At 40.1% G+C, this 15,328-nt stretch carries 16 protein-coding genes; 12 read left to right on the forward strand and 4 right to left on the reverse strand.

The annotated features are described in order from the left end of the window. Positions 1-17 precede the first annotated feature (17 nt). The 6 genes from QNN06_RS10085 (at position 18) to QNN06_RS10110 (ending at position 6,412) form a co-directional block, all read left to right on the forward strand. Positions 18-674 (forward strand): YkyA family protein, encoded by a 657-nt coding sequence (locus QNN06_RS10085; protein WP_307851989.1) that lies wholly within the window; start codon positions 18-20, stop codon positions 672-674. 394 nt (positions 675-1,068) lie between these two features. Then, entirely contained in the window at positions 1,069-2,184 is a 1,116-nt protein-coding gene (gene pdhA / locus QNN06_RS10090) for a pyruvate dehydrogenase (acetyl-transferring) E1 component subunit alpha (RefSeq protein WP_213116484.1), read from the forward strand. Between the two features lie 3 nt (positions 2,185-2,187). After that, positions 2,188-3,165 carry an alpha-ketoacid dehydrogenase subunit beta gene (locus QNN06_RS10095; RefSeq protein ID WP_217032937.1) on the forward strand — a complete coding sequence of 326 codons (978 nt, stop codon included), beginning with the start codon at positions 2,188-2,190 and terminating at the stop codon, positions 3,163-3,165. An 85-nt stretch (positions 3,166-3,250) separates the two neighbouring features. Continuing rightward, positions 3,251-4,597 carry a dihydrolipoamide acetyltransferase family protein gene (locus tag QNN06_RS10100; protein WP_213116482.1) on the forward strand — a complete coding sequence of 449 codons (1,347 nt, stop codon included), beginning with the start codon at positions 3,251-3,253 and terminating at the stop codon, positions 4,595-4,597. 5 nt (positions 4,598-4,602) lie between these two features. After that, positions 4,603-6,018 carry a dihydrolipoyl dehydrogenase gene (lpdA, locus tag QNN06_RS10105; RefSeq protein WP_284037521.1) on the forward strand — a complete coding sequence of 472 codons (1,416 nt, stop codon included), beginning with the start codon at positions 4,603-4,605 and terminating at the stop codon, positions 6,016-6,018. A gap of 151 nt (positions 6,019-6,169) precedes the next feature. Continuing rightward, positions 6,170-6,412: a hypothetical protein gene (locus QNN06_RS10110; RefSeq protein WP_284037522.1), complete on the forward strand. Its 243-nt coding sequence runs from the start codon at positions 6,170-6,172 to the stop codon at positions 6,410-6,412. A gap of 20 nt (positions 6,413-6,432) precedes the next feature. On the opposite strand, the gene QNN06_RS10115 is transcribed toward QNN06_RS10110, so the two are convergent. Beyond that, positions 6,433-6,867 carry a DUF1885 family protein gene (locus tag QNN06_RS10115; protein ID WP_213116479.1) on the reverse strand — a complete coding sequence of 145 codons (435 nt, stop codon included), beginning with the start codon at positions 6,865-6,867 and terminating at the stop codon, positions 6,433-6,435. A gap of 284 nt (positions 6,868-7,151) precedes the next feature. Here QNN06_RS10115 and QNN06_RS10120 point away from each other — a divergent pair, with 284 nt between their 5' ends. After that, entirely contained in the window at positions 7,152-7,277 is a 126-nt protein-coding gene (locus tag QNN06_RS10120) for a GapA-binding peptide SR1P (RefSeq protein WP_213116478.1), read from the forward strand. A 57-nt stretch (positions 7,278-7,334) separates the two neighbouring features. On the opposite strand, the gene QNN06_RS10125 is transcribed toward QNN06_RS10120, so the two are convergent. After that, positions 7,335-8,807, reverse strand: coding sequence for an aminotransferase class I/II-fold pyridoxal phosphate-dependent enzyme (locus QNN06_RS10125; RefSeq protein ID WP_213116477.1), 1,473 nt, complete (start codon positions 8,805-8,807; stop codon positions 7,335-7,337). A 205-nt stretch (positions 8,808-9,012) separates the two neighbouring features. Between QNN06_RS10125 and QNN06_RS10130 the strand changes: the two genes are divergently transcribed. Beyond that, positions 9,013-9,972 carry an NAD(P)H-dependent flavin oxidoreductase gene (locus tag QNN06_RS10130; RefSeq protein ID WP_213116476.1) on the forward strand — a complete coding sequence of 320 codons (960 nt, stop codon included), beginning with the start codon at positions 9,013-9,015 and terminating at the stop codon, positions 9,970-9,972. A gap of 35 nt (positions 9,973-10,007) precedes the next feature. Further along, complete coding sequence (locus QNN06_RS10135; protein ID WP_213116475.1) at positions 10,008-10,280, forward strand: UPF0223 family protein; 273 nt, start codon at positions 10,008-10,010, stop codon at positions 10,278-10,280. A 698-nt stretch (positions 10,281-10,978) separates the two neighbouring features. Here QNN06_RS10135 and QNN06_RS10140 read toward each other — a convergent pair. Then, positions 10,979-11,611 (reverse strand): YktB family protein, encoded by a 633-nt coding sequence (locus QNN06_RS10140; protein WP_213116474.1) that lies wholly within the window; start codon positions 11,609-11,611, stop codon positions 10,979-10,981. Positions 11,612-11,780: 169 nt separating this feature from the next. Here QNN06_RS10140 and QNN06_RS10145 point away from each other — a divergent pair, with 169 nt between their 5' ends. Together QNN06_RS10145 and QNN06_RS10150 are read left to right on the forward strand one after the other, a co-directional pair. Next, positions 11,781-11,975 carry a hypothetical protein gene (locus QNN06_RS10145; protein ID WP_213116473.1) on the forward strand — a complete coding sequence of 65 codons (195 nt, stop codon included), beginning with the start codon at positions 11,781-11,783 and terminating at the stop codon, positions 11,973-11,975. Between the two features lie 263 nt (positions 11,976-12,238). Continuing rightward, the gene (locus QNN06_RS10150) at positions 12,239-13,036 is read left to right on the forward strand and encodes an inositol monophosphatase family protein (protein ID WP_213116472.1); all 798 of its coding nucleotides are present in this window, start codon (positions 12,239-12,241) and stop codon (positions 13,034-13,036) included. A gap of 106 nt (positions 13,037-13,142) precedes the next feature. Here the strand turns inward: QNN06_RS10150 and QNN06_RS10155 are convergent, their stop codons facing one another. Then, positions 13,143-13,328 (reverse strand): YlaF family protein, encoded by a 186-nt coding sequence (locus tag QNN06_RS10155; RefSeq protein ID WP_213116471.1) that lies wholly within the window; start codon positions 13,326-13,328, stop codon positions 13,143-13,145. A 143-nt stretch (positions 13,329-13,471) separates the two neighbouring features. Here QNN06_RS10155 and typA point away from each other — a divergent pair, with 143 nt between their 5' ends. Continuing rightward, positions 13,472-15,310, forward strand: a complete 1,839-nt coding sequence (typA, locus tag QNN06_RS10160; protein ID WP_213116470.1) for a translational GTPase TypA — start codon at positions 13,472-13,474, stop codon at positions 15,308-15,310. Positions 15,311-15,328: the final 18 nt, after the last annotated feature.

The following is a 15,328-nucleotide window of genomic DNA, read 5'->3' on the forward strand; positions in this document are numbered from 1 at the left end:
AAGTAAGGTGCTTTATGATGAAAAGAAAACGGTATGTTCTGTTTATTTTCGCTCTTATTTTGATATTATCGGGCTGCACAAATGAAAAAGATCCCACGAAGGAAATGTATGATGTCCTAGAAAAGGTTGTAGCAAAAGAGAAAGGGTTTGAAGAACAACAGGAACCACTCGTTTCTCTGGAAAAGAAAGAAAAAGCCCTATATGACCAAATCATAAAACTAGGAATGAAGGAATATGAGCAAATTGTTAAGCTATCCGATGAGGCATTAGACTCTGCGGATAAAAGAAAAGAGCTTTTGGAAAAAGAAACAAACAGCTTAAAAGAGTCTGAAAAAGAATTTCAAAAGGTAAAAAAAATAAAGGATCAGTTAAAAGACCCGGAACAAAAAAAATTTGCAAATGAACTGTATGATATTATGATGCAAAGATATAGGGCGCATGATGTCTTATACAGTAATTATTCCGAGGCATTAAAAAATGATAAAGAATTGTATGAAATGTTTAAAAACAAAGAGCTCCCGCTAGATGCTCTGGAAGCCCAAGTTATGAAAGTAAATGAGACGTATAAAAACGTTCTTGCAGCAAACGAAAGTTTTAATAAGTTAACAGAGGAATACAATGCGACAAAGCTTTCGTTCTATAAACAGGCAGGAATAAAATCATCTAATAAATGACATTATAGAAAGTCAGCCGAAAAACAAGGCTGGCTTTTTTCTATATTATAACAACTCCAGATAAATGATGTTTTTTATATAACAGATTAGGATTATAAATTAATACAGGTTATTAGTCTGGGCGAAAAATAAATAATATGGATGTGGTGAAAAATTATGGTGTAAAGGATTTGACGCTTCAGATTGGATGGTGTAAACTCGGTTATGGAATGATATGTTGTATTAATATTTTCTATTGGAAATATTAATACAGATTATATGTGGCAGTTAGGTTCATGATTTTTACTTGAAAAAATTTGGAATACCCTATTTTCTTGCTTTTTTGGGTAACCTAACGTAGTGGATTTTATTTTAATAATAAGTATTTAAATAATGAAAGGAAGATGTGACCACGATGGCTTCTCAAACCAAAAATATGCCGTTGGATGCAGTTAAGTCACTCCAAGCAGCAGAAGAACAGTTTAAAACATTCCAAATCTTAAATGAAGAAGGGGAAGTTGTTAATGAAGGCGCAATGCCAGAATTAACAGACGAGCAGCTGCAGGAACTTATGCGGCGGATGGTGTACACAAGAATTTTAGACCAGAGATCCATTTCCCTAAATCGTCAGGGCCGTTTGGGTTTCTATGCACCGACAGCAGGACAGGAAGCGTCCCAGTTGGCATCACAATTTGCTCTTGAGAAAGAAGATTTTATTTTACCTGGATATCGGGATGTTCCTCAGTTAATTTGGCACGGACTGCCGCTTTACCAAGCATTCCTGTTTTCACGTGGACATTTTCATGGCAACCAAATTCCTGAGGGAGTTAATGTTTTATCTCCACAAATTATTATTGGTGCCCAATATGTGCAGACAGCAGGTGTGGCATTAGGACTTAAAAAGAACGGCACGAAGGCAGTAGCGATTACCTATACAGGTGATGGCGGCGCGTCCCAAGGAGACTTCTATGAAGGTATTAACTTTGCAGGTGCATTCAAGGCGCCAGCTATTTTCATAGTTCAAAACAACCGATTTGCGATTTCCACTCCAGTTGAAAAGCAATCTGCGGCTAAAACAATTGCCCAGAAAGCGATGGCTGCTGGAATCCCTGGTATCCAAGTCGATGGAATGGACCCGCTTGCAGTATATGCTGCCGTAAAAGATGCTCGCGACCGTGCCATCAATGGCGAAGGACCTACCTTAATTGAAACGTTAACCTATCGTTATGGACCACATACGATGGCTGGTGACGATCCAACCCGTTACCGTACTGCTGACCTTGATAATGAATGGGAAAAGAAAGATCCGCTTGTCCGTTTCCGTAAATTCCTTGAGAAGAAAGGCTTATGGAGTGAAGAAAAAGAAAATGAAGTAATTGAACAAGCAAAAGAAGATATTAAAGAGGCAATTAAAAAGGCGGATTCGGCTCCTAAACAAAAGGTTACCGATTTATTATCCATCATGTTTGAGGAAATGCCGGTTAATTTAAAAGAACAAAATGAAATTTATCAAGCAAAGGAGTCGAAGTAAGTCATGGCTCAAATGACAATGATTCAAGCAATTACTGATGCACTTCGTACGGAGTTGAAAAATGACCCTAAAACGTTAGTATTCGGCGAAGACGTTGGCGTAAACGGCGGTGTATTCCGGGCGACAGAAGGCCTTCAAAAAGAATTTAGTGAAGATCGTGTATTTGACACTCCTCTTGCCGAATCAGGAATTGGCGGACTAGCAATTGGTCTTGCTATGACAGGATTCCGCCCAATCCCTGAGATTCAATTCTTTGGCTTCGTATTTGAGGTAATGGATTCTATTGCAGGGCAAATGTCACGTATGCGCTACCGTTCAGGCGGTCGTTATCATATGCCGATTACTGTTCGTTCTCCATTTGGCGGCGGTGTCCACACGCCTGAGCTGCATTCCGATAGCTTAGAAGGTTTGATGGCGCAAACACCAGGGTTAAAAGTCGTTGTCCCATCTACGCCGTATGATGCAAAAGGATTATTGCTTTCAGCAATCCGTGATAATGACCCTGTCATTTTCCTTGAGCATTTGAAGCTTTATCGTGCTTTCCGCCAAGAGGTGCCAGAGGAAGAGTATACTATTCCACTTGGTAAAGCTGATGTAAAACGTGAAGGTACTGATTTATCTATTATTACTTATGGTGCAATGGTGCACGAATCTTTAAAAGCGGCAGATGAGTTAGCGAAGGAAGGACATTCTGTTGAAGTAATCGACTTGCGTACAATCAGCCCACTTGATATCGACACTATTATTGCATCTGTTGAAAAAACGGGCCGTGCGATTGTCGTTCAAGAAGCACAAAAAATGGCCGGTGTTGCTGCCAATGTAGTGGCTGAAATCAATGACCGTGCAATTTTAAGCCTAGAAGCACCAGTTCTGCGCGTGGCTGCACCGGATACTATTTATCCTTTCTCACAAGCCGAGTCTGTTTGGCTTCCAAATTACAAAGACGTAATTGAAACAGCTAAAAAAGTATTAACATTTTAATGAAAAGGGAAATAGGGCTTAACTGTTTCCCTATTGCCCTTGATACTAAAAGCAAACCACAAGCGAAATAGGAGGATGAATACCAGTGTCATTTCAATTTAAAATGCCTGACATCGGTGAAGGTATTCACGAAGGGGAAATTGTTAAATGGTTCATCAAACCTGGAGATCAGGTAAAAGAAGATGATGTCCTTTGTGAAATTCAAAACGATAAAGCTGTAGTTGAAATTCCTTCCCCTGTTGAAGGAACAGTACTTGAAGTATTAATTGGTGAAGGAACGGTAGCAACAGTAGGACAAGTTCTGGTGACTTTTGATGCACCGGGTTATGAAGACTTACAATTTAAAGGAGACCATGCGGAAGAACAGCCGCAGCCAGAAGCACAAGCAGCTCCTCAGCCGGCACCTTCTCCAGATACAAAACCTGTAGAAGCGCCATCTCAGCCTGCTGCACAGCCTCAAGAAGCTGCAGCGGCACAACCGCAGGCTGATGTGGATCCTAATAGACGCATTATTGCTATGCCATCTGTTCGTAAATATTCACGTGATAAAGGTGTAGAAATCAGTTTAGTGGCTGGGTCAGGGAAAAATGGCCGGGTTCTAAAAGAAGATATTGATTCATTCTTAAACGGTGGTGCACAAGCAGCGGCACCTCAAGCAGCAGCACCTGCAACTGAAGCTGCTGAAACGGTTGAAGCGCCTAAAGCTGCTGCACAAATTCCGCAAGGGCAATATCCGGAAACTCGCGAGAAGTTAAGCGGAATCCGCAAAGCAATTGCGAAAGCGATGGTCAATTCCAAACATACTGCTCCACATGTTACATTAATGGATGAAGTGGATGTAACAAAGCTTGTTGCCCACCGTAAAAAATTCAAGGAAGTTGCTGCCCAGAAAGGCATCAAGTTAACCTTCCTTCCATATGTCGTAAAAGCTTTAACAAGTGCATTGCGTGAATACCCTGTTTTAAATACATCGATTGACGATGCTGCCGGGGAAATTGTTCATAAGCACTACTTCAATATTGGCATTGCTGCTGATACTGAAAAAGGTCTATTAGTTCCGGTTGTTAAGGATGCAGACCGTAAATCAGTTTTCTCAATCTCTCAAGAAATTAATGAATTGGCTGACAAGGCTAGAAGCGGAAAGCTAGCTCCTGATGAAATGAAAGGCGGCTCATGCACAATCAGCAATATCGGTTCTGCTGGAGGACAATGGTTTACTCCAGTCATTAACCATCCTGAAGTGGCTATTTTAGGAATTGGCCGTATTGCCGAGAAACCGATTGTCAGAAATGGCGAAATCGTTGCAGCCCCTGTATTAGCCATCAGCTTAAGCTTCGACCATCGCATGATTGACGGTGCAACTGCTCAGAATGCACTAAATCATATCAAGCGATTGTTGAACGATCCAGAACTATTGTTAATGGAGGCGTAAGAAAAATGGTAGTTGGAGATTTTCCGATTGAAACAGAAACTATAGTCATCGGCTCTGGTCCTGGCGGGTATGTGGCAGCTATTCGTGCGGCTCAACTAGGACAAAAGGTAACAATTGTAGAAAAGGAATATGTAGGCGGAGTATGTTTAAATGTCGGCTGTATTCCTTCAAAAGCTTTAATCGCCGCAGGTCATCGTTATGAAACTGCGCTTCATTCCGAGGGCTTCGGGATTACAGCTGAAAATGTAAAGGTTGACTTCTCGAAAGTTCAAGAATTTAAAGCTGGTATCGTTAAAAAATTAACCGGCGGTGTAGAGGGCTTATTAAAAGGGAATAAAGTGAACATTGTACGCGGAGAAGCATACTTTGTGGATGCTAATACCCTTCGTGTAATCAATGAAGATTCTGCTCAAACTTATACTTTTAATAATGCTATTATTGCAACTGGTTCCCGTCCTATTGAACTGCCGGCATTTAAATATTCAAAGCGTGTTCTAAATTCGACTGGTGCCCTTAATCTAAACGAAATTCCTGAGAAAATTGTCGTGATTGGCGGCGGTGTTATCGGGATTGAACTTGGCGGTGCTTATGCAAACTTTGGCAGTCAGGTGACGATTTTGGAAGGTGCCGAGGAAATTTTAGGAATGGGCGTTTTTGATAAGCAAATGGCGGCCTTAGTTAAGCGCAACATGAAGAAAAAAGGTGCGGAGTTTTATACGAAAGCCTTAGCTAAAGGTGTGGAAGAGACAGAAAACGGCGTCGTGGTAACCTTTGAAACAAAAGGTGAAGAAAAGAAAATCGAAGCTGATTATGTTTTCGTCATGGTTGGACGACGTCCTAATACTGATGAAATGGGTCTTGAACAAGCCGGGGTGAAATTATCAGACCGCGGATTGATCGAAATCGATAAACAATGCCGAACTAATATTAGTAATATTTACGCTATCGGTGATGTCGTGGCAGGCCCTCAATTAGCCCACAAGGCATCATATGAGGCTAAAATTGCGGCGGAGGCAATTTCGGGACATCCGTCTGAAATTGATTATTTAGGAATTCCAGCCGTTGTCTTCTCTGAGCCTGAGTTGGCTGCAGTTGGATATACTGAGGCGCAGGCGAAGGAAGAAGGAATGGAAGTAACGGTTGCTAAGTTCCCATTTGCAGCAAATGGCCGTGCTCTATCGCTTGACTCAAGTGATGGTTTCTTACGATTAGTTACTCGGAAAGAAGACGGCCTTGTAATCGGTGCACAAATTGCCGGTGCAAACGCTTCTGATATGATTGCTGAGCTTGGCCTTGCGATTGAAGCAGGGATGACTGCAGAAGATTTGGCTATGACCATTCATGCCCATCCAACCCTTGGTGAAATCACTATGGAAGCAGCGGAAGTAGCTCTAGGAAGTCCAATTCACATCCTTAAATAATAAAAAAGAGTCCCTTTTGTGCATAAACACGAAAGGGACTTTTTTTATGGGGGAAATCAAATATTTGTAGTTAGTATTGCAAAGTTTTACAAATAATTTGCTGTTCCTATAATATAATTATTTTAATAAATGTAACTGCGTGGTGACAAAGATGAAGGTTTATATCGTCATGATGCTGCAATTTATTATTTGGAGTGGCTATACATTAATCGAATGGCTGTCAAAACATGATCAGCTTCTATTTAAAGTTATTATGTTTTTCGTCTTTTTTTATTTGGCTTTCATTATCGGCAACAAAATCACCAATTCTTTCCGTAAGACACTTTTTATTACCACATTAAGCCTAGTGGTCTATACATCAATCCATTACACCATGGCACGTTATATACATTAAAAAAAGCTCCCGATGGGAGCTTATTTTCTTGGGTAAAAATACATAATTCTTTCGTTAAAGAGGTGCAATTCTCCTTGAAGTTTTTTGGCCAGGAATTTGCAAAATTCATTTGCTTTTCCTTTATCTCCGTATGTAGATTGTTCCGGCAAGGTAACCTGAATATATGTCTGCTCATATTCCCCGCCTTCTTCTGTTTTGACAGTTTCTTTATCAACACCTATTAAAATGGCAAAGTAACGCTCATGGTCAGAATGTAAATAAAACCAGTTTCCTTTTCCTTCAGACGTTTCTTTTATCTCATAAGGTAGTGCTGCATCCTCAAATTGCCAATTCAGCTGATCGCCTGTTTTGCTTGTAATGTCTTTATAGTAGTGAAATAAATCCTTTACTTCTTCGATTGTAATCGTTTGCTTCGCTGATGAAGGCACGAGCTTTATATATGCATTTAAAGCCATCATTATCCCCCTTATATACCTGTAATATCACCTCTTTTATTCTAGCATTGAATAAAAAATAATGACAACTTAAATAGGAATATTTATAAACTTTTCTTTATTTGTCCAGTTCGAAGCTAAAATGTTTGTTATTGGGACATTTTTAACTCCTATTTAAATTATTAATTTTAAATGTGACATACAATTAGGCTTGAAATTTTTAATGTGATATATTATTATGATTTCAAGGATAGTAAATCGCTTTCAATTTAGTGATAATTCCATAAAAAAGGGGACTAATAAGCATGGGTACTATTGTATGCCAAACTTGTAATTCAACAATTGATCATTTTGAAGATGAAAAAGTTACGGTTCTCTATTCAAAATGCGGCTGCTGCTGCGAAAGCCATGGGGAAAAAGAAGTAAAATAAATATAATTTACTTAAAAATAAACAGGATTCCATTAGGAATCCTGTATTTTTTATTTGCTATTGAATTGCCTTATATTCTTTAATAACCCGGATTGTTTTCAGTTCATCGTCCTCAGGTCCTTGAACAGGCAGTCCGGCCTCCAGGTTTTTCTTTATATAGTGGAGGTTTTCTTTCGTAATAATCTCACCAGGAATAAAAATTGGGATTCCTGGAGGATACACCATAATGAATTCAGCAATTATTCTGCCCTCAGATTCCTCAAGTGCAACTACTTCCGTTTCAGAGTAAAACGCATCCCTCGGAGTTAAGGCAAGTAAAGGAATTTCCGGAAGGAGAACCTCAACAGGCTCAATCTTTTCAGAACGATGCTCATACTCTTTAGAAAGCTCCCTTAATGCGGTTACTAAAAGATCCCCTTCATTTTCCGTATCTCCTAAAGTAATTATACAGAGGATATTGTAAAGATCAGACATTTCCACTTCAATATTGTGCTTTTCCCGGAGCCAATTTTCTACTTCATAGCCCGTAAGCCCTAAATCTTTGACGGAAATAATCAGTTTTGTCGGGTCATAATCAAATATGGCTTTGGAATCTAAAATTTCTTCACCAGGGCAATAAAGATGTTCAATTTCGTTCACTCTTTGACGGATGGACTGCGAAAGGCGAATCGTTCTGTCAATTAATTCTCTTCCTTTCATCACCAGCTGTTTCCTGGCAACATCCAGCGAAGCCAATAATAAATAAGAAGTGGATGTTGTCGTCAGCATGCTGAGAATGGATTGAACATGTTTAACCGAAACAAGACCTTCTTTAACATTTAAAATGGAGCTTTGCGTCATCGAACCGCCAAGCTTATGAACGCTTGTTGCAGCCATATCCGCACCTGCCTGCATGGCTGATATTGGAAGGTCTTCATGGAAATGAATATGAACTCCATGGGCCTCGTCTACAAGGACAGGCACTTCATAAGAGTGGGCAATTTCCACGATTCTTTTTAAGTCGGCGGAAACTCCAAAGTAAGTAGGGTTAATGACTAATACCCCTTTAGCATCAGGGTGCTGTTCAAGTGCTTTTTCTACTGATTCCGGTGTAATGCCATGGGAAATCCCCAGCTCCATGTCAATTTCCGGATGGATAAATACAGGAATTGCACCTGAAAAGACAATCCCTGACATGACTGATTTATGGACATTTCGTGGCACAATGATTTTATCTCCAGGGCCGCAAACTGCCATAACCATTGTCATAATGGCTCCGCTGGTACCTTGGACGGAAAAGAAAGTATGGTCGGCACCAAAAGCTTCTGCCGCCAATTCCTGGGCCTGCTTGATCATTCCTTTAGGTGAATGCAGGTCATCAAGTGGTCCAATATTGATTAAGTCAATGGAAAGAGCATTCTCACCAATGAACTCTCGGAATTCCGGATCCATACCGGCTCCTTTTTTATGTCCAGGTATATGAAATTGAATTGGATTTCTATTGGCATGTGCTAATAAACCGCTAAAGAGCGGTGTTTGATTTTGGGACAATTTATACACACCTCTTATTAAAGATCTCTTATAAATAAATTCAAAAAAACAAATTGAATTATAGCATTAAATATGTGGTCTGCATAGGAATTCTGTAAATTTTTATCCGAATGGATTTATAAAATTTAGTTTCCCAAAAGAAAAGGAAATTTACCCGTTTGAAACGAAATAACAAATAACGACTAATTAAGGAGTGATTTTTAAAATGAATTGGCAGACACGAGTAACGGAAATATTAAATATCCGCTATCCAATTATTCAAGGCGGGCTTGCGTATTTAGCTTATTCTGATTTAGCCGCAGCCGTATCCAATAGTGGCGGCCTTGGGCAAATTACGGCCATGTCCTTGGCAAGTCCTGAACTTCTTAGAGAAGAAATTAAGAAGGTTAGAGAATTAACCGATAATCCTTTTGGAGTGAATTTTGCCATCGGACAAACCGGAAGGCCTTTTGCTGACTTTTTGCAGGTTGCTATTGATGAAGAGGTACCTGTTATTTCTATGACTGGCGGAAATCCGGCTCCTATTTTTGAACAATTACAGGGTACAACCATTAAAAAGCTTGTCCTTGTTGCTGCAAGAAGGCAGGCAGTGAAGGCGGAGGAACTTGGCGCTGATGCCGTAATGGTAGTTGGTCAGGAAGGTGGAGGGCATCTTGGCCGTGATGATCTAGGTACCATGGTGTTAATTCCTCAGGTTGTCGATTCAGTGTCAATACCTGTTATTGCTTCGGGCGGAATAGGTGACGGCAGAGGGCTAATGGCTGCACTCAGTTTAGGTGCTGAAGGAATAGAGATGGGTACTCGTTTTATTGCCACTAAGGAATGTGTTCATGCTAATGATGTGTATAAAAATGCATTGATTGAAGGCACTGAAACTGATACAGTGGTGATTAAGCGCTCGCTCGGCGCACCAGCAAGAGCAATTGCGAACACATGGACAGATAAAATTCTTGAAATTGAAAAGAATCATGGCGGTTATGAAGAGCTTAAGGATTTTATTAGTGGAAAAGCTAATCAACGGTACATTTATAATGGTGAAGTAGATGAAGGCTTCGCGTGGGCGGGCCAGGTCATGGGACTTATTAAAGACGTACCGTCTACTGCCGAGCTTTTTGATCGGATTATCCTTGAAGCTGAACAAATTCGCCGGAAGTGGAAAGAATAAGAAACAATACAAAAGAGAAAACAGCAGGTGATCACATGGAATATCAGTATCCAATAGACTACAGATGGTCGACAGAGGAGATTGTCGATGTCGTTCATTTCTTTGAAGCCATTGAAAAAGCGTATGAATCCGGAATTGAACGCGACCAGTTGATGTCCGTCTACCGGAGATTTAAGGAAATTGTCCCAAGTAAAGCAGAGGAAAAGACCATTTGCGGTGAATTTGAAGAAATCAGCGGATATTCATCCTATCGGGCCATAAAAAAAGCAAAAGAAGCTTCTCCCGGTGACCGGATTACGATGAAATAAACAAAGGAGACAGCAACTGTCTCCTCAGATTGTCGAGAAAGTGTATTTTTCTCGGCAATTTTTTATTTTTTGTTTAAACCTAAATTGTGCTTGTCCCTGATAACCTGCCTGTTGATTTCCGCTCCGGGCACTCGCTTTCCGCGGGGAGGTCCTGGAGCCTCCTCGGCGCTGAAAGCGCCTGCGGGGTCTCCAGTGACCTCTATATCCCGCAGGAGTCGAGTGCCCTCGGCTCCAACCAACAGGGGGGCAAATCTATCTAAAAGATTGCAACACACCTTTTTCTAACCTTGCTAAGTGTGTTGCAATATTTTTATATTTTTGGCAGGCAGTTAGAAGAGCCTTCTATTGAACAATTTAACACCAAGTGCCACCCGTTTTGTCCAATAGAAGTGTTTTATTGGACATTTTCATATGAAAAACCACCCGTTTTGTCCATTAGAAGCCTCCTACACTCAAAGCCACACCTGTTTTGTCTTTAAGAAGCCTTTTATTGGACATTTTCCATTTGGCTTCCTACCCTTGTCCTATATCATCTTTTCTTATTTTGTAAGTTGAAGGTCTTTAATGAATACACCTGTTGAAAAGCTTATATATTCATTATGTCTTAACAATTAAGGTGTGAATTATTAAAAAAATAAGTATAATAAAAGGCTATCGTAAGTTTTTCGACAGCCCAAGAGAGACAGCAACTGTCTCTTTTATTTTAAATTACAAGCAATTTTATAAATCGGCGCAACTTTTTGAAAAACATTTTCGATTTCGTTTATCAAGCCTTCAGAGCCAAGCGCAATAGCAGCTTCTCGCTCTATTGTATAGCCGCATAATAGTTCTGCTTTTTTTATTGTTTGTAAGCGGTCGATAAGCCCCTTTAATTCTTCCTTTGACATTTCCCTGTGTGATAAAGTATCAGGCTTCGTATGATCAGCGGACCACGCAAATTCTTTTGGTATTTCTTTATATATTTTGGTCAATTTTTTTGACAGGCGAGCTGCGATTACTTCCTTTTGTGGAGCTTCATAAATAACCGCAAACCAAATAAATAAGTGGGTATGCCACAAGCCGATTTGAAAATGTGGCAGCATTTTATAGCCGCGCGGATTATTGGCGAAAGCCACCCAGGTATCCTTTGGCGGATTAACTGTCCGCCTTGCATGTTTGGCAATATGAACAAACATTTCATCTCCTGTTAATACATTCAAGGCTGGGGTGAAATGATGGCCCAATTGCTCTAATTTAGGACGAATGGAGGTTTTTAAGGCTTCCATTCTATTCTCCAATCCTTCGACCAAAAACACATTAAAATCTTCTTCAGTAAATCCTTTAAAATCCATCCCTATACCTCCTACAAGCAATTCCCCAAACATTGTAGCATAATGCCTTAACAGACATGAAATGAATAGCATTCTGGGTTAAAGCACATATTTGTTCCAACATTTCAAAATGCCTCATATTATACAGTAAAAAAATAATCCAAAATGAATCGATAGGGGAGGAGAAAAGGTGAAGCAGTTGATGAATACATCACTTAAAAAAGTTGGCGAAAAGCAAAAAGCAGCGGTTCTAAGATTGGAAATGGACTATGAATTAGCAGTTTTATTTGAAGCGATTGAAGAAAAAGACGAGAAAAAAATCAAAGAATGCAAACAGAAGCTTGAAAGAATCCGTTTAGAATTAATGCGGCTAAAAGCTTTTTAAAAATAAATTTGTATTAATAATTTAAGGGGATACAAAATAGAATGAAACGAAAAGTTTTCATGCTCTAAACGAACTCCAATATGGACGGGGGAGTTCGTTTATTATTGTGTTGGGAAAAACGCTAATAAGAGCAATAAAGGCGGCTAAAAGTTGATGATTGGCTTATCTTTGATTAAGCTATAGATACATGAAATTTTTTCCGTATCTCATACTACATACATCGAAAGCTCACAAGAAATAAAGATAAATTGGAGTGAAGAAGGATGAAATGGGAAAGTCTTTATTCCCAGGCGAAACAATGGGTAAACGAAGCAGGAGAGAGGATTCGGCAATCCTTTAATCAGCGCTTAAGTATTCAAACCAAATCAAATGCCAATGATTTGGTAACAAATATTGATAAAGAAACAGAACAATTTTTTATCAAAAAAATAAAAGAGGCTTACCCTCATCATAAAATCATGGGAGAAGAAGGGTTCGGAGATAAATTGGACAGCCTTAAGGGAATCGTCTGGATGATTGATCCAATCGATGGAACGATGAACTTTATTCATCAGCAAAGAAATTTTGCGATTTCTATCGGGGTCTATGAAGACGGTGTTGGTAAAATTGGGTTAGTTTATGATGTGGTTCATGATGAATTGTACCATGCTTTCTCCGGCAAGGGAGCCTATTTGAATGAAACTCCCATTGCGAATTTAAGCGAGACTGCAGTGAATAAGTCCATTATTGCCTTGAACGCAACATGGGTAATGAAAAATCACCGAATTGATCATAATTTGTTAATTCCATTAGTTAGGGATGCAAGAGGGACAAGATCTTATGGGTCAGCGGCTTTAGAAATGGTGTTTGTGGCTACTGGACGGGTAGATGCGTATATTTCTATGCGTCTGTCACCATGGGATTATGCTGCAGGGGCTGTGATTATCGAGGAGCTTGGTGGAGTTGTCACTAATTTAAGGGGAGAAAAGCTGGATTACCTAACACAGGACTCCCTTTTTGTCGCCAAGCCGGGGCTGCATCAAACGATTCTTCAAGAATATTTAAAGGACGGAAAATGGTAAGAGGCGGACTTAAAGGTCGGCCTCTTTTTTACGCTAATAAGAAAGTATAAATTTAACTACGCCTCATGAACCGTCCTCACGGACTCGCCAATCGGCGAGTTTTCATTTATAATGTTCCGTTTTCGCGCATTTTCTTTTTTGTTTTAAAACCAAGTCCCATTATAACGACAACAGCAATAATACATCCTAATATTCCTAGCAGGCTCTTTTCGGCTATTGCAATACCTATTCCCATAATGCTTGCTGCGGTAAGGATTGCATAAATGAGGAACGGCCATTTCACTTCTTTCATGATTTTTACCCCTTTATCAAAACTTTATTTTTCATTTACAAAAAAATACTTTTAGGTTTCCACTTCTATTATGGTATAATGTTTTAGTTGTAAATGAAACTATAAATAGATTTTACCCGAAAATAGTCAGGAGTGGAACTTCTTTGAAAAAAAGAGATAATATAAGAAACATTGCGATTATTGCACACGTTGACCACGGAAAAACCACCTTGGTGGACCAGTTATTAAAACAGGCAGGAACGTTCCGTTCAAATGAGCATGTTGAGGAACGAGCTATGGATTCCAATGATTTGGAAAGAGAGCGCGGCATTACAATCCTTGCCAAAAATACTGCTATTCAATATAAAGATACGAGAATTAACATCCTGGATACTCCCGGACACGCTGACTTCGGCGGGGAAGTAGAGCGGATTATGAGAATGGTCGATGGTGTTCTGCTCGTGGTGGACGCCTATGAAGGCACTATGCCGCAAACAAGATTTGTGTTAAAAAAGGCGTTGGAACAAAATCTGACTCCAATCGTTGTCGTGAATAAAATCGACCGTGACTTTGCCCGACCAGCCGAGGTTGTAGATGAAGTTATTGACTTGTTCATCGAATTGGATGCCAATGAGGAGCAATTAGAATTCCCTGTCATTTATGCATCAGGCATCAATGGAACAGCAAGTTTGACTCCAGACAAACAGGATGAAAACATGCAGTCATTATATGAAGCCATTATTGAACACATTCCTGCTCCAATCGATAACAAGGATGAACCCCTGCAATTTCAGGTAGCCCTTCTAGATTACAGTGACTATGTTGGAAGAATTGGGATTGGCCGGGTCTTCCGCGGAACGATGAAGGTTGGACAACAGGTTGCTTTAATGAAGCTTGATGGCTCAGTCAAACAGTTCAGAGTAACGAAAATTTTTGGTTTCTTTGGATTAAAGCGCGAGGAAGTTCAAGAAGCGGTTGCCGGTGACTTAGTGGCTGTTTCTGGTATGGAAGATATTAATGTCGGGGAAACCGTCTGTCCAGTAGAAAATCAAGAAGCCCTGCCGGTGCTAAGGATTGATGAACCGACCCTGCAGATGACCTTTGCAGTCAATAACAGCCCATTTGCCGGCCGTGAAGGCAAATATTTAACATCCAGAAAGATTGAGGAAAGACTTCAAGCTCAATTGCAAACAGACGTCAGCTTACGTGTTGAAAATACGGATTCACCGGATGCCTGGATTGTTTCCGGACGCGGAGAACTGCATTTGTCCATCTTAATTGAAAACATGCGCCGTGAAGGATATGAGCTTCAAGTATCCAAACCAGAAGTTATTGTTAAGGAAATTGATGGAGTACGCTGTGAGCCAATCGAGAGGGTACAAATTGATGTTCCTGAGGAGCATACAGGTTCTGTCATGGAATCTCTTGGAGCTCGCAAAGGTGAAATGCTTGATATGATTAATAATGGAACAGGTCAGGTTCGGCTAATATTTAATGTTCCTGCCCGCGGCTTAATTGGCTACACAACAGAATTTTTGACGCTGACTAGAGGGTACGGAATCATCAATCATACATTTGACAGCTACCAGCCAATGGCTACGGGTCAGGTTGGCGGAAGAAGACAAGGTGTTCTTGTCTCAATGGAGTCTGGTAAAGCATCGACTTATGGTATAATGCAAGTGGAAGACCGCGGAACCATTTTTGTTGAGCCGGGAACGGAAATTTACGAAGGAATGATCGTAGGGGAACATACCCGAGAAAATGACCTTACAGTTAATATTACGAAGGTTAAGCAGGCAACAAACGTTCGTTCTGCTAATAAAGATCAGACTTCTGTTATTAAAAAACCTCGTCTCTTGACCTTGGAGGAATCATTGGAGTATTTAAACGATGATGAATTTTGTGAAGTCACTCCACAATCAATCCGCTTGCGGAAGAAAATTTTAGATAAAAACGAACGGGAACGTTTGGCTAAAAAGAAAAAATATGCTGAAATGAGTTAATAAAAGGAGTGCAATTTA

Origin of the sequence: Neobacillus sp. 114 (assembly GCF_030127045.1) — a bacterium.
In the GTDB taxonomy this organism is placed as follows: Bacteria; Bacillota; Bacilli; order Bacillales; family Cytobacillaceae; genus Neobacillus; species Neobacillus rhizophilus.

Excerpts from the sequence above, each read along its gene's own strand:
- QNN06_RS10085 (WP_307851989.1), top strand. The coding sequence starts at position 18 with ATGAAAAGAAAACGGTATGTTCTGTTTATTTTCGCTCTTATTTTGATA.
- pdhA (WP_213116484.1), top strand. The coding sequence starts at position 1,069 with ATGGCTTCTCAAACCAAAAATATGCCGTTGGATGCAGTTAAGTCACTC.
- QNN06_RS10095 (WP_217032937.1), top strand. The coding sequence starts at position 2,188 with ATGGCTCAAATGACAATGATTCAAGCAATTACTGATGCACTTCGTACG.
- lpdA (WP_284037521.1), top strand. The coding sequence starts at position 4,603 with ATGGTAGTTGGAGATTTTCCGATTGAAACAGAAACTATAGTCATCGGC.
- QNN06_RS10110 (WP_284037522.1), top strand. The coding sequence starts at position 6,170 with ATGAAGGTTTATATCGTCATGATGCTGCAATTTATTATTTGGAGTGGC.
- QNN06_RS10115 (WP_213116479.1), bottom strand. The coding sequence starts at position 6,867 with ATGGCTTTAAATGCATATATAAAGCTCGTGCCTTCATCAGCGAAGCAA.
- QNN06_RS10120 (WP_213116478.1), top strand. The coding sequence starts at position 7,152 with ATGGGTACTATTGTATGCCAAACTTGTAATTCAACAATTGATCATTTT.
- QNN06_RS10130 (WP_213116476.1), top strand. The coding sequence starts at position 9,013 with ATGAATTGGCAGACACGAGTAACGGAAATATTAAATATCCGCTATCCA.
- QNN06_RS10135 (WP_213116475.1), top strand. The coding sequence starts at position 10,008 with ATGGAATATCAGTATCCAATAGACTACAGATGGTCGACAGAGGAGATT.
- QNN06_RS10140 (WP_213116474.1), bottom strand. The coding sequence starts at position 11,611 with ATGGATTTTAAAGGATTTACTGAAGAAGATTTTAATGTGTTTTTGGTC.
- QNN06_RS10150 (WP_213116472.1), top strand. The coding sequence starts at position 12,239 with ATGAAATGGGAAAGTCTTTATTCCCAGGCGAAACAATGGGTAAACGAA.
- QNN06_RS10155 (WP_213116471.1), bottom strand. The coding sequence starts at position 13,328 with ATGAAAGAAGTGAAATGGCCGTTCCTCATTTATGCAATCCTTACCGCA.